Here is a 19,510-nt window from a genome sequence, read left to right on the forward strand (position 1 = left end):
ATGACCGAGGAACAGTGGTCCCGCGCGGCCCTTATGACCCTCATGCCCCTCAGGGGGTGTGCGGGATGCTGACGGTGTCCAGGGCGGTGAGGGCCACCGGCCACGGGAAGTGGGTCGGGGCATCGGGGCCGGCGGGGCCGGGGGTGAAGCCTTCCTCGCCGTAGAGGACGGTGACGCCGGCGCCGCGCAGTGTGGCCAGGGACAGGTCGAACTGCGGGTGGGCGGCGAGGGCGGCGTTCGTGCAGGGCATGGTGACGACGGGGGTTCCCTTGCCGATCGCCTCGGCGGCGACGCCGACGGCGAAGCGGTCGGTCAGGCCGAGGGCCCAGGAGTTGAGGGAGTTGAAGGTGGCCGGGGCGAAGAGCAGGGCGTCGGCGGCCGGCCATACGTCGGGTTCGCCGGGAAGCTTGTATTGCCAACGCACGGGGTGGCCGGTCAGGGCGGCCAGGCCGTCGAGGCTGCCGGCGACCCAGTGCGCGGCGGTGGGGGTGAGGCCGAGACAGACGTCCCATCCGCGGGACTGGGCGTCCTCGATCACGTGGGCCACGTCGAAGACGGGCGGGGCTGCGGAGCAGAGCAGGTAGAGAGTCCTCGTGGGGGTCATACCGTCATGTGATCACATTGCCTGGCCTCGACCATAGTTGAGGGAGCAAGATCGATGCGATCGTGCATTCCGTGCCGCGTCGAGCGAGGGGAACGGCAGCGGTCGAGCCGCCGAGGACGGTGCCGGCGCCGAGGACGGAGAAGGCGAGACCGGCGGCCAACGGGGAGTGGCCGATGACCTCCTGAAGGTACGCATCTCCTCGATCCGGCCGCCGGTGTGGCGGAGGAACTCCACCGTTGCCCAGGCCCAGAAGGCGTGTTGCTCGGCGACTCCGAGGCAGCGCCGTCGCCCAGCCGCGTCGTAGACAGTGGCCGAGGCCGTGCGGACGATGTAGCGGGTCCCTTTGACCTTGATGTAGGTCGCGCCGAGGACGGTGAACGAGGCTCCCGGCGCTGCCGCGTGGACGGCGGCGAGGCGGGCCTGGGCTTTCTTGAGCTCGTCGGACGCGCTCTTGACCAGGGCGGGAAGGACGGGGAGCCGCTCTCGGGTCCGCTGGTCCATGCGCGCTTTGCGCCGGCTGACATGCTTTCTGTACGAAATCTCGGCCGGCCCGACCGGACACGGTGCCACCCACGGGCCCCAGCGGCCGGGTTCCTCCAAGGCCCATTGGGCGAGGTCCGGGTGAAACGCTCGGACGTCGGTGAACAGAGCGACGCATTCGCTCTGGGGCTGGTGACCTCGACGGACCTACCGTCGGGCACCGGCGGACCGTCGTCTTGGTGCGGCTGTGTTCCTTCCAGGCTGCGGCGACCTCGGGGGCCAGACGGAGGGAGTCAATGCCGGGATGGTGCTTCTCCAGGTTGTAGTCCAAGAAGGGCTGGCGCTCGGTCAGGTGTACTGGTGTGCCCCGACTCCAGTGACCGAGCATCGTGAACCGTGCCTCCGACATCGTCCTCAGGGTCGGCAGCTCTCAGGAGCGCGTCTGGGCGGGTCGCGCTGGATCCACCGTTCGCGTTGCCTTCGCCGTGCGTCGACGCCGGCGGGACAACACGGTGGCCGGCACGAGGAGTACCGCGCCGAGGAAGAAGTAGCCGTTGATCACCATGGTCTTCCAGAAGTCCCATGACCCTGTGTCGACAGCCTCCTTCTCCATGCCGAGCAGGCCGTGCGGAGTGAGTCCCGTCGCCGTGGTGATGTTCTCGACGAGGCCAGGCACGCCCCGCATCGTCAGTACCGCGCAGCCGATCCACAGGGGCGCGCGTACCAACCAGTACGGCGCACGTCGGCCCCATGGTTTGACCGTGGCCAGCACGCACACCACGCCGACGACCGACATGAGGACGATGAGGGCGTCGTAGGAGAGGAAGAGCCACACCGGAGTGCCGTCGTCGGGATCCATCGTGTCCTCGTACATGACGCCCATCTGCACGTGCCACACGAAGCTCACCACCAACCAGGCGACGGCCGCGTATGCCCAGCGGAGGAGAGTTTTCCCGGGTTCGGATTGCATGACCTCGACGCTACGAGCCGGGGCGCGGACGAGGCGTCGGCTCGCAGGAGGAGCCCCTCCCCCGCGCGGGGGAGGGGCGGGGCGAAGCCGCCCGTGGGCCTGCTCGCACATGGCGCTGACACTCCGGCCGCCGCCTGGTGGCCCATCTCTCGGAAACTCCGACGCACACTCGCCGAGCCCCGGAGAAACATCGGGGATTTCGACGCCTCGGGCGCCGACGTCGAGCGGCCCCAGCCGCAGCGCGTCCAGGATCTGGCCCCACGAGGTCCGGCCCGATTCGAGCGCGGCGACGAACGAGTAGGGTCAGCCAGGCACGAACTGATCCGAGGATCGGCCGCTGCGGGCCGTAGACGTGACAGAACAAGCGGTCCGCGCTGGTCGGTGCGGTGGGCCGAAGCCAGTGGGTGACGTCCACCCCCAGGACCAGGCGCCCGTCGGCGGCCTCGGGCTGCGGCAGCCCAGCCAGCACCTGCCGCAGCCGCGGCACGTCGACGTTCCCGCTGTTCAGTGCGTCGTACATGGCGCCGTGCCCGCGCCGGTGCTCGGCCGTCAGCGTCAGGTCCACCGGCGTGGTCACCGGGCCGTCAGCGCACAGCAACGCGTCGGTCAGCTCGAACAGCGTGTCCCGTGCGCGGTCAGGCAGTCGAAGCAGTCGTCCCGGAAGTGTGACGCCGCCGCGAACGCCTCCCGCCGGACGTCATGTTGCAACAGACTCATTCCCTCACGGCCTTCGTGCTGGTCAAGTGCCTCTTTGGTCGGAGCACAGGATCAGACGAAAAGGCCGTGTTCACGTCCTGGGAATCCCCGTACGGGCGATCACGTTCGGGGCGCCGTTCGAGGCCGTCATGTGATCAGCCCCGGGCCGCTTGGGTATCCGGCGGACAGCGGAAGTGACGTGGTCAACCAGATCGCTGGGCGTTTGGGCCGAGATCGCGTCCGTCCAGGACTTCAATGTCGGTGATAGTGGTCCGGGAGGGATCCGTGCTCAGCCAGATGATGTCCACGCCGTCGCGTTCGAGTTGGATCACCGAGGAACCCGACGAACCGGGCGGCGCGGTCAGCAGGTTGATACAGGTTGCGGTACAGGTGCACGGGCCGTAGTAGGGCAGGTCAGCGACCACCTTGGCCAGTGGTTCACCCTCAGCACGCAGCAGTTCAGCGATCTCGGTAGCAAGTGCCGGAAACGCATCCGCCAGCCGTGGGTACAGGCCATCTGTCACCACGGCACCGTACATGTGACAGGCCATGAGGAGCACCAGGGCTTAAAGAACAAGCTCAGCGCCGGGGGCGCGGGCGGTTTTTGTCCGGGGACGTGAAGCCTTCACCGGAGCGGCGCCGTGCGCGATAGCCTCCGCCGGGAAACGAGATCCGGAAAGGATCTTCCGAAAGTGCGTGCTCGGAGCGCGCGGACACCCCTGCCGTCGTCTACACCGCACTCCCTGGAGGGACACACGTGAAGGACCCGAAGGACAGGCTGGAAGAACTGCGGACCGGGATCGAGCGCCGCAATCCCGCGCAGCCCGAGTTCCACCAGGCGGTACGGGAAGTCCTCGACACCCTGACCCCCGTCTTCGCCGTGCGGCCCGAGTACGCCGACCCGGCCGTGGCCCTCGTGGAGCGGCTCACCGAACCCGAGCGGCAGATCCTCTTCCGCGTCCCGTGGCAGGACGACCGGGGCCAGGTCCACGTCAACCGCGGCTACCGCGTCGAGTTCAACAGTGCGCTGGGCCCGTACAAGGGCGGTCTGCGCTTCCACCCCTCGGTGGACATCGGCGTGGTGAAGTTCCTGGGCTTCGAGCAGGTCTTCAAGAACGCCCTGACCGGCCTCGGCATCGGCGGCGGCAAGGGCGGCAGCGACTTCGACCCGCGCGGCAGGTCGGACGCCGAGGTCATGCGCTTCTGCCAGTCCTTCATGACCGAACTGCACCGACACATCGGCGAGCGCACCGACGTGCCCGCCGGGGACATCGGGGTCGGCGGGCGCGAGATCGGTTACCTCTTCGGCCAGTACCGGCGCATCACCAACCGCTGGGAGGCCGGCGTCCTGACCGGCAAGGGCCAGGGCTGGGGCGGTTCCGCGATCCGCCCGCAGGCCACCGGCTACGGCAGCGTGCTGTTCGCCGCGGAGATGCTGAAGGTCCGGGGCGGGTCCCTGGACGGCCTGACCGCCGTGGTCTCGGGCTCCGGCAACGTCGCGCTGTACACGATCGACAAGCTCCAGCAGCTCGGGGCGAACCCGCTGACCTGCTCCGACTCCCACGGCTACGTCGTCGACGACAAGGGCATCGACCTCGCCCTGCTCAAGGAGGTCAAGGAGGTCGAGCGCGGGCGGGTGAGCGAGTACGCGGCGCGGCGCGGGTCCTCGGCGTACTACGTGCCCGGCGGGCGCGTCTGGGACGTTCCGGCGGACGTCGCGTTCCCCTCCGCCACGCAGAACGAACTGGAAGCGCAGGACGCCCGTACGCTCGTTGCGGGCGGGGTGAAGGCGGTCGCCGAGGGCGCCAACATGCCAACCACTCCCGAGGCCGTACGGGTCCTGCGGGAGGCCGGGGTGGCGTTCGGGCCCGGCAAGGCCGCCAACGCGGGCGGGGTCGCGGTCAGCGCCCTCGAAATGAGCCAGAACGCCGGGCGGGTGGCCTGGAGCGCGCAGCGGGTCGAGGACGAACTGGCGGCCATCATGAGCTCGATCCACGCCGTCGCGTACGAGACCGCCGAGCGTTACGGGGCCCCGGGCGACTACGTCACCGGCGCGAACATCGCCGGCTTCGAGCGGGTCGCGGACGCGATGCTGGCACAGGGCGTCATCTGATCCGGTCCTGGAGGGCGGGACGAGCGGCCGGGGAGAGCGGGGTGCCCGGGCCGCTCTCCCGTCCTGCGGCGCCGTAGCCTGGCCTCCTGCGCTGCCGGCGACAGTGCCGGCGCTGCCGGCGACGACGTGACTGAGGAGGCCGCGCGTGCTGACCGCGTTGGACGGGGTGTACGGGGACCGCAAGGACGCGATCGGCGTCGCGGGGCGGACCGCCTCATACGAGGAACTGTTGGGCGCGGCACGCGCGGTGGCCGCGGACGTGGCCGGGGCACCGGCCTTCGCGGTGACCGCGACGGCCTCCCTGGAGACCGTCGCCGCCGTGGTCGGGGGGCTGCTGGCCGGGGTGCCCTTCGTACCGCTGCCGCCCGATGCGGGACCCGCCGAGCGCGAGCACATCCTGCGGGACTCCGGGGCGGTGCTCGTGGACGTGGACTTCTCCCGGCGCTCGTCGGGTTCCGCGGCCGGGGCGGGGTCAGGTACGGGGCCCGAGGCACCGGCGCTGGTGCTGTACACCTCCGGCACCACGGGCGCGCCCAAGGGCGTGGTGTTGACCGGTGCGGCCCTCGCGGCCGACCTGGACGCGCTCGCCGAAGCCTGGCAGTGGAGCGCCGAGGACACCCTCGTGCACGGGCTGCCGCTGTTCCACGTCCACGGGCTCGTGCTCGGCGTCCTCGGGGCCCTGCGCACCGGCAGCCGCCTCGTGCACACCGGGCGTCCGACGCCCGAGGCGTACGCGAGGGCCGGCGGCAGCCTGTACTTCGGTGTGCCGACCGTGTGGTCCCGTATCGCAGGGGCCCCCGAGGACGCTGCCGCGCTGTCCGGGGCCCGGCTGCTGGTCTCGGGCAGCGCCGCGCTCCCCGCGCCCGTCTTCCGGGACCTGGAGCGACTGACGGGGCTGCGGCCCGTGGAACGGTACGGGATGACGGAGACGCTGATCACCCTCAGCGGACGCGCGGGCGGCGAGGTCCGCCCCGGTACGGTCGGCACCCCGCTGCCGGGCGTCCGGACCCGGATCGCGGCAGAGCCGGGCGCCGAGATCGGGGAACTCCAGCTCACCGGGCCGACGTTGTTCGCCGGCTACCTGGGCCGTCCCGAGGCCACGGCGGCGGCGTACACCGAGGACGGGTGGTTCCGTACCGGTGACATCGCGGCCGTCGACGCGGCGGACGGGGCCCACCGGATCGTGGGGCGGGCCTCCATCGACATGATCAAGTCGGGCGGCTACCGGATCGGCGCCGGCGAGATCGAGAACGCGCTGTTGGACCACCCCAAGGTGAGCGAGGCGGCGGTGGTGGGGGTCCCGGACGCGGACCTGGGGCAGCGGATCGTCGCATTCGTCGTCGCGGAGGGGGTGACCGGAGCCGAGCTCACGGAGTTCGTCGCCGCGCACCTCTCCGTGCACAAGCGGCCCCGGGAGGTCCGGTTCGTCGCGGCGGTGCCCCGCAACGCCATGGGCAAGCCCCAGAAGAAGCTGCTGCTCACGGGGGAGTTCGGCGCGGAGGCGGGCTGAGGACGTCCGCGCTGTCCCGGACCACCGCCGGGAAGATGGGCGCGACCACCTACGCGATGCCCGCCGTCGTGGTGCTGATCGCCTGGATCGCCCTCGACGAGGTCCCCGCCCCGCTGATCCTGCTGGGCGGGGCGATCTGCCTGGCTGGAGTCGCCGTTTCCCGCAGGCGGGGCGGCCGGTGCGCTCCGCGAACTGACCGGGCGGCCCACGCGGTCAGGCGACCGCTCGCTTCCCGCTAGAGCCACGACCCAGGGGGGCTTGAGTGGCCCGGAAGGGGCGGGGGCGGGGGCAGCGACTGAACGCGAGCGACTGAACGATGACTGAGTCGCTCAGGGAGAACCGGCAAATGCGCAGGTCAGGGGCCTGAAGTGGAGAGAACAGCGACTGAAGCGACTCAAGGTCCAGGTATATGGAGACATTGGCGTGCGCGTGCGCGTGTGCGCGTGTGCGTCATATATAGGGGACTTGAGTCGCTTCAGTCGCTGATTCGTCTTGCACGGGTCTGTGACCTGGTGTTCTGTGACAACTCAACGAGCTACCGAAAGGGATTCGGTAGCTGTCCGGCCGGTCGCTCGGTCGCTGGGCCTGGCTGATGACGCGTACGTCTGTTCTGGCTCATATGACTCTCGTCTCCCAGCAGTTTCGATAATCTGTTGTTGGGCGTTGAGTCGCTTCAGTCGCTGATGGGGGAAGTGAATGGCCGCTGAGCTGCGGGGTTCGCGCAGCGACCCAAGGCAGTTCATAAGAGCTGCCCCGGTCGCTGCGCAGCCTCTGACGACTGCCAGGTGGTGTGCGCGCCAGGGATGGCCGGTTCACCCGCTTGCCACAGGCCGCAAGACGCCCGTGGGCAACTGCGAGGCGTGCCGCGCCCCGGGCCACGACCGCAGCACGTGCGCGTGCCTGCGGGCGGGCCGCTGGTGCCACGGCTTCCATGCGGCCACGCTCGACCTCGACCGGATCCGGCAGTGGTGGGGTGCCCATCCCGATTTCGGTGTCGGCGTCGCCACCGGTCCCGCCGGCCTGGTCGTCATCGACATCGACGCGCACGCCTGCGAACTCCCCGACCGGGGACGGCTGCTCCCCGGCGTGGGGATCTCCGACACGGTCGACCTGACCGGACTGGCCAACGGCTTCCACACCCTGGGCGTGCTGGCCGCCCTGCGCGGCGCCGTCAGCCCGGCGGACGACACGTCGACCCTGCGGGTACGGACCCCGTCCGGAGGCCTGCACGTCTGGTACCGCAACGACGGCGGCCACCGCTGGCAGTGCTCCGCCGGATCGGGTGGCGGTCGGGCCCTTGCCTGGCAGGTCGACGTACGGGCGCACGGCGGGTACATCGTGGCTCCGGGCACCGTGACCCCGGCGGGCGTCTACCGGCCCGTCGGAACCACCCGGGTGCCCGCCCCGCTGCCGGCCTGGCTCGCCCGCGAGCTGGAGCGCACCGGGCACCTGCCCGCCGCGCCCTCCGTGCCCGTCCACGGGCCCCGGCCCGTGCCGCCCCGCGCCCGGCAGGCCGTCATCGCGGCGGGCGGGGGACGCGGGACGGCGGACCGGGTCCTGGCGGGAGTCCTGGCCGAGGTCGCCGCCTGCGCCGTCGTACCCGAAGGGGCCGCGTTCTCCGAGAAATTGAACCGCGCCGCCTATACGGCCGGCGGACTGGTCGCCGCGGGGCACGTCACCGAGACCGAGGCCCTGCGGACCCTGCAGGAGGCGGCCGAGCGGGCCCGCCCCGGCCAGGAGCGCCGCTGTCGCGCCATCATCCGCGGCGGGCTGAGCGCGGGCCTGGCCCGCCCGCTGGCCCTCCGAGGCCGCGTGTGAGCGTGGAGAACGACAGCATGCTGTCCGGCTTCGACGTGCAAGCCGTCGCCGCGCAGATCCTCGCCCAGCCCGTTCCGGGGCCCCGGGAGTCACCGGAGTCCGCGGAGGCGGGGGAGAACGCCGTCGGCCGGGAGACGGTCGACGGAGCCCCGGCAACGGGCGTCCAGGCAACGGGTGGTGAGGCGACGGCGGACGGACTGCTGCCCGACACGCTCACCGACCGCGGCAACGCCAAGCTGTTCGTCAAGCTCTACTGCAACGACTACCGGCACGTCCCGGGGATCGGCTGGTTCCGTTGGGACGGCACCCGCTGGCAGATCGACGAGGACGACACGGTGATGTGGTCCGCGGGCGACCTGGCGGAGTCCATCGCCACCATCGACCCCCGCGGCGTGTACACCCCGGCCGCGCTGCTGCAGCACCGTCGCCGCACGCTCAGCACCAGCGGGATGAACGCGATGCTCACGCAGGCGAAGTCCGCCCCGGGCATGGTGCTCAACGCGGCGCGGCTGGACGCCGATCCGTACGCGCTGTGCACGCCAGCGGGCGTCGTGGACCTGCGCAGCGGGTACATCCGTCCCGCCGAGCCCACGAAGGACTTCCACTCGCGCTCCACCTCGGCGGCGCCGCAGCCGATGCCCACGCCCCGGTGGAACCGTTTCCTGACCGACACCTTCGGCGAGGGGCCCGAGGGCGCGCAGATGATCGACTTCCTGCAGCTGCTGCTCGGCTACTCCGTCACCGGGGACGTCGGCGCCCAGGTCATGCCGTTCCTGTTCGGCTCCGGCAAGAACGGCAAGTCCGTACTGCTGGACGTCCTGATGAAGTTGCTCGGGGACTACGCGGATGCGGCGCCCCCCGGGTTCTTGATGTCACGGCCGTACGAGGGGCACCCGACCGACCTCGCAGAGCTGCACGGGCGACGCGTGATCGTGTGCAGCGAGGTCAAACCGGGCGACCGCTTCGACGAGGCCCGCGTCAAACTGCTCACCGGCGGCGACCGCATCAAGGCGCGCCGGATGCGGCAGGACTTCTTCAGCTTCGAGCCGACGCACAAGATGTGGTTGCTGGGCAACCACCGGCCCGAGGTGGGCACCGGCGGGTTCGCGTTCTGGCGGCGCATGCGGCTGATCCCGTTCGAGCGGGTCGTCTCCGATGACCGCAAGATCGACAACCTGGCGGACATCCTCGTCACCCAGGAGGGTCCGGGCATCCTCAACTGGCTGATCGAGGGCGCCCGGCGCTACCTCGGCGGTGACAAGGACCTCACGGGCCCCGAGCGGGTCCGCATCGCGACCACGGCGTACGCGGAGACCGAGGACCACACGGGGCGCTTCATCGGCGAGACCTGCCGGCTGGAGGCCGATCTGCGGGCGGAGCAGGCGCAGCTCTACGCGGCCTACCGGGGCTGGTGCCAGAATGAAGGGGCCCCGGCGATTTCTTCCCGGGCCTTCGCGGCGCGCGTCCGCGAAGTGGTGGGACTGGCCTCGCCGAAGGAAATGATCCTGTCCAACCAGCGCAAGTACTACCCGGGCATCGGCCTGCTCGCGGACGAGGAGACAGCATGAGCGCCCTCATCGCAGAGGACGAGATCGTCCACGAAGTGGACCTCGTCTGGCTCGAGGACATCAGCCGACTCGACTACGTCCGTCAGAGCCTGGACCGGCTACCGACCCGGCGGGGCAGGCCCGCGTACCACCGCGACGGGCGGATGGTCGGGTACGCCCTGCTGGGGCCGAAGGCGAAGCCGTCCCGCTCCTCCGGCACCTTCCGGCGGCGGGTGTTCTGGCTGCTTCCGCACGACCGGGACTCCGCCCCCGACGGGCTGTACGCGCGGGGCGCGCCGGCGGAGGCGGTGGACGCCCGGACCCTGGCGCCGGGCACCAAGGGGCGCAAGACCGAGCGGTCGGAGGGCGGCCCCATGTCCTCGGCGATGCGCGAGCTCCTGCCGTAGGGGCGGGCCGGTACGCGCGTACCGCGGTGCGGCCCCGCCCGGAAGGCCGGCGGTTACGGGCCGGCCTTCCGAGCGGGGCCCCCGGTGGGTGCGCGTCGTCAGGCGTCGAGAACGGCGAGGTCGAGCAGGCGCAGCCGGTCCGGCTCCGCGATGACGTCGATCGCGGTGATCGCGTCCTCCTCCAACGTGAAGGTGAGCACCAGGAACAGCCGCCCGAGGGGGGCCATCGCGAGTGCGACCGCTCCGTCGACCAGCACCGGCTGCGTGGCGTGGGCCCGAGCCATGGCGGCCATCGCGCCCCTGGCCACCGTGTGGGCGCCGCTGACGAGGACGGGCTCGGGGGTCGGGACGACCATCTTGTCGGCCCGGAGCACGACGCCGGGGTGGAGCAGTGCGACCAGGGCGTCGAAGTCCCCGGTGCGGGTGGCGGTCAGGAAGGCGTCGACGATCCGGCGCTGGCGCGCCAGATCGGCCCCGGGCAGAGGGGTGCCCCCCTTGACCCGGCGGCGGGCGCGACTGGCGAGCTGCCGCGTCGCCGCCGGGGTCTTCTCGATCATCGGGGCGATCTCCTCGAAGGGCACGGCGAACATGTCGTGCAGCACGAAGGCGAGTCGTTCGGCCGGCGCCAGGGTGTCGAGCACGACGAGGAGGGCCAGGCCGACCGAGTCGGCCATCAGCGCCTCCTGTTCGGGGTCGGTCCCGTCCTGGCGGCCGGCGACCGGATCGAGCAGTCGTACGTCGAGGGGCTCCTCGCGCCGGTTCCCGCGGGAACGCAGCATGTTGAGGCACACGCGCGCGACCACCGTGGTCAGCCATCCACCGAGGTTCTGCACATCGTGGGTATCGGTGCGTTCGAACCGCAGCCAGGTCTCCTGGACGGCGTCGTCGGCCTCGCTCAGCGAGCCGAGCACGCGGTAGGCGACGGCCCGCAGGTGCGTCCGGTGTTCCTCGAAACGGTCTGTCAGCAAAGAGCTCTCGTTCACCTGTCACATTCCTCGTCGCCAAGGTCCTTGGTAATGGATCTACCGAGCATGACGGTTGCATCGAAGGTCGACTCCCACGATTGCAAAAACGGGACGGCCGGTATATTTTCTCTTCGTCGCACGAGCAACGGCCCGGGGGGAAGGCTTCGTCGTGCGGGAACGCTGGGGGAAGGGCACACGACCACGTGCCCCGGCCACTTCGCACTCCGTGCGGGCCCGGCACGATCCCGTGCCGTACGCCCGCTCCCCGACGGCCAGGGGGAGGACATGATGCAGGCGCAACAGGCACAGGTGGCAGTGGTCGGCGGGGGGCCGGTCGGCATGCTCGTCGCGGCCGAGCTGGCGGCCTACGGAGTCGACACCGTGCTCTTCGAACCGAAGGCCCGCGTCTCCGAGCGGCCCAAGGCGACCACCCTGCACGCCAGGGCGGTGCAGTGCCTGGCCCGGCGCGGCCACCTGCCGCCCGCCGCGGCGCCGGCCGGCGCCGCCGGCGCCAGCCCCTTCCACTTCGCCGGGCTGCCCGGCCTGGTCATCACGGCTCCCGAGAACGAACCGGAGCCGATCCTCAAGTGCCCCCAGGCGGAGCTGGAACGCCGCTTCGAGGCACGGGCCCGAGCGGCGGGCGCGCGGATCTTGCGCGAGCACCGGGTGACGGACCTCGTCCAGGACGCGGAGGGCGTACGGATCACGGCCGAGGGGCCGCAGGGCCCGGTGCTCTGCAGCGCCCGCTACTTGGTGGGCGCCGACGGCGCGCGCAGTACGGTCCGGGAGCTGGCGGGCATCGCCTCCGACACCCATCCCGCAACGGTCTCCGCGCTGATGGGCGCGGTCACCCTCGCCGATCCGCAGGCGCTGACCGAGGGCTGGCACCGGACGCCCCGGGGTTGGATCGTGGCCAAGCGGGACCAGCAGGGCAGGACGCACCTGCGCACCCTCAACTGCGCGGGCGCCCACGGCGACCGGCAGCTGCCGCTCACCCTGGAGGAGCTGCGCGAGGAGGTGTCCTGGATCGCCGGCCGCGACGTCGCAATGGAGGGCCCGCGCTGGCTCAGCCGCTTCAGCGACTTCACGCGGCTGGCCCGGACCTTCCGCGAACGGCGGGTCTTCCTGGTGGGGGACGCCGCGCACGTGCACTTCCCGATCGGCGGGCAGGGCCTGAGCACCGGGGTGCTGGACGCCCTCAACCTGGGCTGGAAGCTGGCCCTGGCGGCGCACGGCGGGGCCGGCGCGGATCTGCTCGACACCTACGACCTGGAGCGCCGCCCGGCCGCCCGGCGGGTCATCGACAACACCCGGGCCCAGCTCGCCCTGATGCGGCCGGGCTCCGAACTGGACTCGCTCCGGGGCGTGTTCACCTCGATGCTGGCGGGGGACCGGGACCACGGGCGGCTCAGCGGCATGATCAGCGCCCAGGACACGGTGTTCCCCGGGCACACGGGGTGCCCTTCCCCCCATGCGGGAACGTTCCTGCCCAATGCGGCGCTCCGTACGCAGACCGGCGAGACCGACGTGATCGGGCTCCTTCAGGACGGCCGCCCACTGCTCCTGCTCCTGGGCGAGGGGGGCGAGCGCTACCGGGACGAGGCCCGTGGCTGGGAGCCGGTCCTGCACGTGGTGCACGCCCTGCCCACGCCCGAGGTGCCGTACGAGGCGCTCCTCGTACGGCCCGACGGCTACCTCGCCTGGGTGCCGGGCGGCGACGAACTGGCCGCCGCGCTGTCGGTGTACTTCGCCGGGAACGCGTGCACGGTCGCCGGGACGGCCGTGCACGCGGGGACCGGTGCACGGCTCAGCTGACCGCGGCCTCCTGCTCGTCCGCCACCCGCAGGGCCTCGGCGTAGACCGTGGCCCCACGGGCGGGGGAGAGGTCCAGGGAAGCGAGGACCGAGGGGAGCGTCATGCTGGGCAGCAGGTGGCGCAGCAATGCGGACACCCGGTGCGACAGGTCCCCGTAGTCGCAGATGGCCTGGGACATGGACTGGATGCCGGCGAACGAGCCCACGAACACGTCCGCGCTCTCGGCCGGCACGACATGGGGCAGCAGTTCACTCTGGGCCTTTGCCTTGGTGAACATGTCGGTGCAGACCTCGCCCCACCGCAGAAAGGGACCGCTGCGGTCGAGACCCGGCTGCTGGTCCATGGACAGCCGAACTCCCGCGCGGACCAGGGGGTCGGTCTGTAGGCGGTAGGCGTGCAGCATGACCATGTCCACCAGTTCCTGCACCTTGGACGGTCGGTCGGGGGCCACGAGCCGCTGGTCCTGCTCGGCGAGCACCCCCTGGGCCAGGTCCTCCTTGGACTGGAAGTGGAAGTACAGGGCTCCCTTGGTGACGCCAGCGGCCGTCAGGATCTCGGAAATGGTGGCTGCCTGGTACCCACGGGCCTCGAAGACCCGTGCAGCAGCCATGAGGATGGCCTGGCGGGTACGGATAGCTCGGACTTGCTCAGCCACAGTGCCTCCTCCACGGAGCGTGCGAACCGGCGGAGGGGTTCATGGATAAAAACCGCGCAGTACGTATCTTACAGCGGGTAACCACCTTCGGTCGGTCTCCGGCGCGGAAATTAGTCAGGTCGGAAAGGAAGCTCATGATCCTCGTAACCGGTGCCACCGGGACGATAGGGCGGGAAGTCGTCCGGCGACTCCCCGCTGACCTGGGAGTTCGCATCATGGCCCGGGAGCCGGCCCGGGTCGTGGGCGCACCTGCCCAGGCCGAGATCGTGTACGGCGACTACGGCGATCCGCAGTCACTGGTGCGGGCCATGAGCGGGGTGAGGGCCCTGTTCCTGGTGACTAACCGGGTTGGCGAGGACGACGCGCACGTCATTCAGACCGCGCGGTCGGCCGGAGTGCACCACGTGGTGAAGCTCTCCGCCGCCGCCGTCGCGGATCCCGGGGCCGAGGACCTGATCACCCGGTGGCAGCGGGTGAACGAGGACCTGCTGCGCGGGTCCGGACTGGGATGGACCCTGCTGCGCCCCCGCTCCTTCATGTCCAACGCCCTCTCCTGGACGGAGTCCGTCCGTACGGACCACGTGGTGCGGGCCCTGTACGGATCGTCGGCCAACGCGTGCGTCGATCCCCGCGACGTCGCGGAGGTCGCCGTACGGGCCCTGACCGAGGACGGGCACACGGGCGGCATCCACACCCTGACCGGTCCGGCGGCGATCACGGCGGTCGAGCAGACGGCCGAGATCGCCGCCCTGCTGGGCCGTCCGATCCGGTTCGAGGAGCTCACTTGCGAGCAGACCCGCGCCGCGTTGCGCCGGCGCTACCCCGAACCGGTGGTCGAGGCACTGCTGCAGAGTGCGCAGCGCCAGCGCGACGGTGCGAAGGCCGGGGTGGAGAACACGGTCCTGGAGCTGACGGGTCGTCCTGCGACATCGTTCGGAACGTGGGCACGCGGACACGTGGCCGCGTTCGCCTCGGGGTGAGGCAGTGAGGGGACGGGGCGTCATCCCTGCGGGGAAGCGGTCACGCTGGCGCTGTAGCAGAGCACGCCCTCCTGGTGGCCGGTCACCAGGACGGTGCGCCGGCCGTCGGGCTGGCGCACCGGCACGAGAGCGGCGTCGATCACGCACGGGACGCCCAGCTCGACGTACCGCTTGAAGTCGCTGGTGATGGCGAGGGGAAGGAGGGACGTGGCCCCCAGGGCCCCGGCCGCGGCCTGGCGGGCGGCCTCGATCAGCAGCATGCCCGGTACGTGGTCGACCGGGTGGTCGAAGAGCACGGGGTGGCGGGTGTCCACGCGCAGCCGCCAGCGGTTCGGCTCGGCGACGGGGGACAGGACGACGTCGACGGGCGAGGTGCGTCCGACGCTCTGAGGCGCCGCCGGGGCCGTCAGGGGCAGCGGCTGCTGGTCGCCGTTGAGGGCGTGTTCCCCCCGGACCCGCTGGTAGGCGGCGGAGTTGGTGCAGGTGAAGGAGACGCCGCCGGTCGCCGCGAGGTGGCCGTCGCGCAGGACCGCCACCTCGTACCGCAGACCGACGAGGTCGCCGCTGCCGCGTCGCTTGATGCGCGTGCACGTGACCTCCATGTCGAGGGAGGCCGGGGTCTGGCGGACTTCGAGGTGCTCGGGGTGGACGGCGAGCTCGATGTCCCACAGCAGGAACTGGTGACCGAACGGGACACCGAACTCGGCGTGGGCCAGGAGGTAGCCCACCTGGCGTATCGTCTCGGCGGCCATCAGCGGGTCGTAGTGCCCGTCGATGGGGGTGAAGAAGCTGTGGCTGCGCGGCCACTGGGCGGCGACTCGGAAACGCGTGTCGTCCTTGCGCTCCCAGTTGGTGAGCATGACCTCTGCGACGGCCGCGCGGTGCACGAACTCCTTGGGCACGGTGGCGGTCAGCGTGGGGTACTGAAAGTCGGCGGGGTGTGAAGGCGAATCGGTGACGAGTCCTGCGCGGTACGCGACGACTGGACGCTCAACGTGAAACGTGCTCGCAGACATTGCTCCCCCTGGGCTTGCTCTGACGAGAGAAGGGCGTGGTGTGCCTCTGGCCGGGAAAGATACATACCAACCGGTTTAATTTCTAGGGGTACCTGACCCTCCGCTCCTGCGTGAGACGGAGGGATTTATTCCGATTAGTCTATTTCCGCTGGTCAGATGGGCCCTCATGGGCTCCACCCCATGCCGGCTCCGGGCGCTGCGGTCACGAGGGTGCCTGGTGTGTCGAGTGGGGCAATAGCCGCTTTCAAGTGCGGTCTGCAGGACTGTCCGGACGTCGCGGGTGACCCGGCCCCGTTTTCGGTGCTGTCGAAGGTGTGTGCAGTCCCAGCAAAACCGCATAGACGGTTTGTTAAAGTGAGTTGGGGCCTGCATCTTGGGGGAGAGCCTGTCGTGCCCGTGAGAGGTGGTGCCGGGGGCGCCGTCACGATCAGCTCCCTCGCGAAGCTCCGCAGCAACGACGCCGACCTGCCCTTCTGCAGGTGTGGCGATCCCTCGCAGTGACGGAGCAGTCGATGGTCAAGCAGGAGCGCGCGGCCCGCACGCGCGAAACCCTGATCCGGTCCGCAGCCGAGGTCTTCGATCGTGAGGGCTTCTCGGCGTCCTCGCTCAGCACGATCAGCGCGCGGGCCGGGGTGAGCAACGGAGCACTGCACTTCCACTTCGCCAGCAAGGCCGCTCTGGCGGACGCCGTCGAGGAGGCGGCGCTCGTCCGGCTGTTGGTCGTCACCGACGTCGCGCCGGCCGGGAGCAGTCGTGTGCAGCTCCTCGTCGACGTCACCCACGGGCTCGTCGCCGCGCTGGGCGCCGACGTGGTGCTGCGGGCCGGCTTCGAGCTCGGTGGCGAGGTGTCCCGCCCGCCCCGGGCCGATCTGCGCGGGCAATGGCAGGCGTGGGTCGACGGAGTGCTCAAACAGGCCGACGCGGAGGGGGAGTTGCGCCCGGAGACGACGGCCCGGGACGCGGTGACCACCGTGGTGGCCGCGACCGTGGGCTTCGAGGCGCTCGGGTCCCGGGACGCGACGTGGCTCTCGGCCGCCACGATCACCCGGTTCTGGCGGCTGTTGCTGCCGACGCTCGTGCCCCCGGCCCTGCTCGGGGGCCTTGAAGCCGGAGGGACCCGCCCCCGGTAGGGACCGCGCGACGGTGCCCCGGCCCTGCGCGGGTGCGCGCAGGGCCGGGGCTTTCGTGTAGGGGCCACCAAATAGAGACCATGCGGTCTGTTTCTAGGCCTCTAGGGCCGTTCTGTACCGGATGCACAGGGGGCCTCGGACCGGTTCTCGTTCGGCTTCGGTTACATATTCGCAGGTCAGAGTATGTTTTCTGGAAGTCGTTAGGTGGGCTAAGAAATAAAACAGCTCGGTCGGTTTTGTATTGACAAACCGCCGGTCCTGTTTTTTACTGAGGCAGGCTCATCCACGGACAGGGGAGTACGGCGTGGACATCGAAGTACTGGGCACTCTGGCGGTGCGGGAGCACGGACGCTCCATCACGCCGACCGCCCCCAAGCCGCGGCAGGTGCTGGCGCTCCTGGCGCTCCATGCCGACCAGGTCGTTCCGGTGTCGGCACTCATCGAGGAACTGTGGGCGGGCACCCCGCCGCGCAGCGCCCGAACCACATTGCAGACCTACGTACTGCAGCTGCGGGCCCTCATCGCGACCGCCCTGGAGCAGGGCGCGGACGGCGAAGGGAACGAAGGCGGCGCAGGTCGGCGTACGGCGAAGGACGTGCTGGTCACACTGCCCGGCGGCTACCTGCTCAACAGCGGCGGCGGTACCAGTGACGTCCGCGAGTTCGACCGGCTCGCCGGGATGGGCTACCGGGCCATGGACGCGGGTGACTTCCCTGGCGCGGCCCGGCTGCTACGCGAGGCGCTGTCCCTGTGGTCGGGTCCGGCGTTCGCCGACGTACAGGGCGGCATCCAGCTGGACATGGAGACCCGGCGGCTGGAGGAGACGCGGCTGTGCGCGCTCGACCAGCGCATTGAGGCCGATCTGCGGATCGGTCGGCACCGGGAGCTGCTCGCCGAACTGACGGTGCTGGCCAGCCGGTACCGCACCCACGAGAACCTGCACGGCCAGTTCATGCTGGCCCTGCACCGCTCCGGCCGCCGCGGCGAGGCGCTCGACGTCTACCAGCGGCTGCGCGGAACGCTCGTGCGCGAGCTGGGACTCGAACCGTCAGCCTCCCTGCGCAGGCTGCAGCGCTCGATCCTCATGGCCGGGCCCGACAGTCCCGTCGGAGCGGCGGATACCAACAGCGAGCGACTCGTACGCGTGGGCTGACATGGCCGCACGCCACACCGGGGACGCGGGCGCGGACGGCTCGGATGTCCCACCCCGCACCCGGACAGTCACAGGTCGGGGTCGAGGAGGCAGGGCGGTGCAGGAGAGGTCGGAGCGGACCCGCAGGAAGCTGGTGCACGCGGGGGCCGAGATGTTCCACCGCAACGGCTACGCGAACGCGACGCTCGGAGAGATCGCCGCGTTCGCCGGTGTGACCAAGGGGGCGCTGTACTTCCACTTCGCCTCCAAGGACGACCTGGCGCGGGCGGTCCAGCTGCGCGGTTGCACGCTGCTCCAGGATGCGGTGCGGCAACTGTGCGCCTCGCAGCCCTCTCCGCTCCAGACGCTGGTCGACACGACGCACTGGCTGGCCCGCAACCTCCGCGAGGAACCCGCGATCCCGGCCAGCTTCCGCATCACCAAGGAGTGCGCGGGCCTGCCGCAGCTCGTCACCGACTTCCACCAGACCTGGCTCACGACGGTCTGCGGGCTGCTGCGGCAGGCCCGGGACGCGGGCGAGCTCCGCCCCGAGAGCCGCTGGGAGAGCGTCGAGTCGCTGGTCGCCGCGGCTGCCTGCGGAATCGAGGCGCTGGCCGGCACCGCCATGCCCTACGTCGAGCTCCAGCGCCGGGTGTCCGGGCTGTGGTCGCTGTTGCTGCCGATCCTGGTGCCCCAGGGTGCGGAGGGGGAGTACCGCCTCGGGACGGCGGTGCTCGATTGTCCGCCCCGCCCCGTGGAGGGCCCCGGCGAAGGCTTCGTGGACGGTTCCGCGGGGCATCCGGCGGGCCATCCGGCGGCCGACCGCGTGGCCGACCGTGTGGCTGACCGGGCGCCCGACCGGTCGGAGCGAAGGTACCGGCCGGAGTTCTCAGCCAGCGCGGTCTGACCGTGTGCCACCGAAGGCTTGGAGGAGCCACCGATGACGAACGAACATCCTGCGGACGTACTGACGGACCTCATCGGGGTACTCGGCGACGTCCTGCGGGTCAAGCCGGAGAAGATCGATCCCGAGCAGACCTTCCACTCCCTCGGGCTGGACTCGCTGTTGGTCGTGGAATTCGTGGCCGTCGTCAACACCCGGTACGGACTGCGGGTGCGCGCGACCGACCTCTACGACCACCCGACGCCCGCGTCCTTCGCCCGTGAGGTCGGGCGGGCGGCCAGGAGTGCCGCCGCTGCCCCAGCTCCCGCCGCTGCCCCAGCTCCCGCCGGCGCCACGGCCCCCGTACCGGCGCCGGGACCGGCCGCCTCCCCGCAGATCGCGGAGGTGCTGCGCGAGCAGCTCGCGGCCATCCTGTGCTGCGACGCCTGGGACATCGACACCACCGCCGCCTTCAACGTGCTCGGCGTGGACTCCATCGTGGGCGCGGAGTTCATCGCGGTCGTCAACCGCACCTTCGGCCTCACGGAGCGGTCCGTCCTGCTCTACGAGCACCCCAACCTTGCCGCCATGGCCGCCTACATCGCGGCCCGCACGGGCGGCCCCGTACCGGAACCCCGGCCCGTCCGGGCGACCGAACCGGTGCCCGTGCCCGCGGCTGCCGCACGTCCGCGGGCGGCGGGCGAACTCGACATCCTGCTGGACGCGGTCCGCGACCACCGGCTCAGCGTGGACGAGGCGCTCGTGCTGCTCGGCCGCCGCAGCTGAAGC

The 19,510-nt window shown here is 71.0% G+C and carries 18 protein-coding genes and 2 pseudogenes; 12 read left to right on the forward strand and 8 right to left on the reverse strand.

From position 1 onward, the window contains the following. Positions 1 to 49 precede the first annotated feature (49 nt). The 5 genes and pseudogenes from ABZZ20_RS28835 to ABZZ20_RS28855 form a co-directional block, all read right to left on the reverse strand. The gene (locus tag ABZZ20_RS28835) at positions 50 to 604 is read right to left on the reverse strand and encodes a flavoprotein (protein ID WP_356874501.1); all 555 of its coding nucleotides are present in this window, start codon (positions 602 to 604) and stop codon (positions 50 to 52) included. A gap of 12 nt (positions 605 to 616) precedes the next feature. Next, positions 617 to 1,105, reverse strand: a complete 489-nt coding sequence (locus ABZZ20_RS28840; protein WP_356874564.1) for a hypothetical protein — start codon at positions 1,103 to 1,105, stop codon at positions 617 to 619. Positions 1,106 to 1,514: 409 nt separating this feature from the next. Continuing rightward, the gene (locus tag ABZZ20_RS28845; protein WP_356874568.1) at positions 1,515 to 2,054 is read right to left on the reverse strand and encodes a hypothetical protein; all 540 of its coding nucleotides are present in this window, start codon (positions 2,052 to 2,054) and stop codon (positions 1,515 to 1,517) included. A 225-nt stretch (positions 2,055 to 2,279) separates the two neighbouring features. Beyond that, positions 2,280 to 2,771: pseudogene (locus tag ABZZ20_RS28850) on the reverse strand (transposase); the annotation flags it as partial. A gap of 182 nt (positions 2,772 to 2,953) precedes the next feature. Then, a complete protein-coding gene (locus ABZZ20_RS28855; protein ID WP_356874503.1) occupies positions 2,954 to 3,274 on the reverse strand; it encodes a hypothetical protein in 321 nt (106 codons plus the stop codon). 233 nt (positions 3,275 to 3,507) lie between these two features. Between ABZZ20_RS28855 and gdhA the strand changes: the two genes are divergently transcribed. From gdhA to ABZZ20_RS28885, 6 genes and pseudogenes are all read left to right on the forward strand, one after another. Beyond that, entirely contained in the window at positions 3,508 to 4,863 is a 1,356-nt protein-coding gene (gene gdhA, locus ABZZ20_RS28860) for an NADP-specific glutamate dehydrogenase (RefSeq protein WP_356874505.1), read from the forward strand. 145 nt (positions 4,864 to 5,008) lie between these two features. Next, positions 5,009 to 6,373 (forward strand): AMP-binding protein, encoded by a 1,365-nt coding sequence (locus ABZZ20_RS28865; protein WP_356874507.1) that lies wholly within the window; start codon positions 5,009 to 5,011, stop codon positions 6,371 to 6,373. 8 nt (positions 6,374 to 6,381) lie between these two features. Next, a pseudogene (locus tag ABZZ20_RS28870) lies at positions 6,382 to 6,612 on the forward strand (EamA family transporter); the annotation flags it as partial. Positions 6,613 to 7,069: 457 nt separating this feature from the next. Next, complete coding sequence (locus ABZZ20_RS28875) at positions 7,070 to 8,191, forward strand: bifunctional DNA primase/polymerase (protein WP_356874509.1); 1,122 nt, start codon at positions 7,070 to 7,072, stop codon at positions 8,189 to 8,191. A 17-nt stretch (positions 8,192 to 8,208) separates the two neighbouring features. After that, complete coding sequence (locus ABZZ20_RS28880) at positions 8,209 to 9,759, forward strand: phage/plasmid primase, P4 family (RefSeq protein WP_356874560.1); 1,551 nt, start codon at positions 8,209 to 8,211, stop codon at positions 9,757 to 9,759. After that, the gene (locus ABZZ20_RS28885; protein ID WP_356874510.1) at positions 9,756 to 10,145 is read left to right on the forward strand and encodes a DUF6009 family protein; all 390 of its coding nucleotides are present in this window, start codon (positions 9,756 to 9,758) and stop codon (positions 10,143 to 10,145) included. The genes ABZZ20_RS28880 and ABZZ20_RS28885 overlap by 4 nt, the downstream gene beginning before the upstream one ends. Positions 10,146 to 10,243: 98 nt before the next feature. On the opposite strand, the gene ABZZ20_RS28890 is transcribed toward ABZZ20_RS28885, so the two are convergent. Then, positions 10,244 to 11,128, reverse strand: a complete 885-nt coding sequence (locus tag ABZZ20_RS28890) for a sigma-70 family RNA polymerase sigma factor (RefSeq protein ID WP_356874512.1) — start codon at positions 11,126 to 11,128, stop codon at positions 10,244 to 10,246. A gap of 267 nt (positions 11,129 to 11,395) precedes the next feature. On the opposite strand from ABZZ20_RS28890, the gene ABZZ20_RS28895 reads away from it, so the two are divergent. Next, positions 11,396 to 12,925: an FAD-dependent monooxygenase gene (locus ABZZ20_RS28895; RefSeq protein ID WP_356874514.1), complete on the forward strand. Its 1,530-nt coding sequence runs from the start codon at positions 11,396 to 11,398 to the stop codon at positions 12,923 to 12,925. Here ABZZ20_RS28895 and ABZZ20_RS28900 read toward each other — a convergent pair. After that, entirely contained in the window at positions 12,918 to 13,580 is a 663-nt protein-coding gene (locus ABZZ20_RS28900) for a ScbR family autoregulator-binding transcription factor (protein ID WP_356874516.1), read from the reverse strand. The genes ABZZ20_RS28895 and ABZZ20_RS28900 overlap by 8 nt on opposite strands. A 134-nt stretch (positions 13,581 to 13,714) precedes the next feature. On the opposite strand from ABZZ20_RS28900, the gene ABZZ20_RS28905 reads away from it, so the two are divergent. Next, positions 13,715 to 14,560, forward strand: coding sequence for an NAD(P)H-binding protein (locus tag ABZZ20_RS28905; protein ID WP_356874518.1), 846 nt, complete (start codon positions 13,715 to 13,717; stop codon positions 14,558 to 14,560). A 20-nt stretch (positions 14,561 to 14,580) separates the two neighbouring features. Here the strand turns inward: ABZZ20_RS28905 and ABZZ20_RS28910 are convergent, their stop codons facing one another. After that, positions 14,581 to 15,462, reverse strand: a complete 882-nt coding sequence (locus tag ABZZ20_RS28910) for a ScbA/BarX family gamma-butyrolactone biosynthesis protein (protein ID WP_356874520.1) — start codon at positions 15,460 to 15,462, stop codon at positions 14,581 to 14,583. 626 nt (positions 15,463 to 16,088) lie between these two features. On the opposite strand from ABZZ20_RS28910, the gene ABZZ20_RS28915 reads away from it, so the two are divergent. The 4 genes from ABZZ20_RS28915 (at position 16,089) to ABZZ20_RS28930 (ending at position 19,507) form a co-directional block, all read left to right on the forward strand. Further along, the gene (locus ABZZ20_RS28915) at positions 16,089 to 16,706 is read left to right on the forward strand and encodes a ScbR family autoregulator-binding transcription factor (RefSeq protein WP_356874522.1); all 618 of its coding nucleotides are present in this window, start codon (positions 16,089 to 16,091) and stop codon (positions 16,704 to 16,706) included. Between the two features lie 304 nt (positions 16,707 to 17,010). Then, positions 17,011 to 17,859 (forward strand): AfsR/SARP family transcriptional regulator, encoded by an 849-nt coding sequence (locus ABZZ20_RS28920; RefSeq protein ID WP_356874524.1) that lies wholly within the window; start codon positions 17,011 to 17,013, stop codon positions 17,857 to 17,859. Between the two features lie 97 nt (positions 17,860 to 17,956). Next, entirely contained in the window at positions 17,957 to 18,745 is a 789-nt protein-coding gene (locus ABZZ20_RS28925) for a ScbR family autoregulator-binding transcription factor (RefSeq protein ID WP_356874526.1), read from the forward strand. A gap of 33 nt (positions 18,746 to 18,778) precedes the next feature. Beyond that, positions 18,779 to 19,507: a phosphopantetheine-binding protein gene (locus ABZZ20_RS28930; protein WP_356874528.1), complete on the forward strand. Its 729-nt coding sequence runs from the start codon at positions 18,779 to 18,781 to the stop codon at positions 19,505 to 19,507. The last annotated feature ends 3 nt before the right edge of the window (positions 19,508 to 19,510 follow it).

Origin of the sequence: Streptomyces sp. NPDC006430 (genome assembly GCF_040612395.1) — a bacterium.
Classification (GTDB): domain Bacteria; phylum Actinomycetota; class Actinomycetes; order Streptomycetales; family Streptomycetaceae; genus Streptomyces.

Coding starts and splice junctions, on each gene's coding strand:
- ABZZ20_RS28835 (WP_356874501.1), bottom strand. CDS start 604: ATGACCCCCACGAGGACTCTCTACCTGCTCTGCTCCGCAGCCCCGCCC.
- ABZZ20_RS28840 (WP_356874564.1), bottom strand. CDS start 1,105: ATGGACCAGCGGACCCGAGAGCGGCTCCCCGTCCTTCCCGCCCTGGTC.
- ABZZ20_RS28845 (WP_356874568.1), bottom strand. CDS start 2,054: ATGCAATCCGAACCCGGGAAAACTCTCCTCCGCTGGGCATACGCGGCC.
- ABZZ20_RS28875 (WP_356874509.1), top strand. CDS start 7,070: ATGGCCGCTGAGCTGCGGGGTTCGCGCAGCGACCCAAGGCAGTTCATA.
- ABZZ20_RS28880 (WP_356874560.1), top strand. CDS start 8,209: ATGCTGTCCGGCTTCGACGTGCAAGCCGTCGCCGCGCAGATCCTCGCC.
- ABZZ20_RS28885 (WP_356874510.1), top strand. CDS start 9,756: ATGAGCGCCCTCATCGCAGAGGACGAGATCGTCCACGAAGTGGACCTC.
- ABZZ20_RS28895 (WP_356874514.1), top strand. CDS start 11,396: ATGATGCAGGCGCAACAGGCACAGGTGGCAGTGGTCGGCGGGGGGCCG.
- ABZZ20_RS28905 (WP_356874518.1), top strand. CDS start 13,715: ATGATCCTCGTAACCGGTGCCACCGGGACGATAGGGCGGGAAGTCGTC.
- ABZZ20_RS28915 (WP_356874522.1), top strand. CDS start 16,089: ATGGTCAAGCAGGAGCGCGCGGCCCGCACGCGCGAAACCCTGATCCGG.
- ABZZ20_RS28930 (WP_356874528.1), top strand. CDS start 18,779: ATGACGAACGAACATCCTGCGGACGTACTGACGGACCTCATCGGGGTA.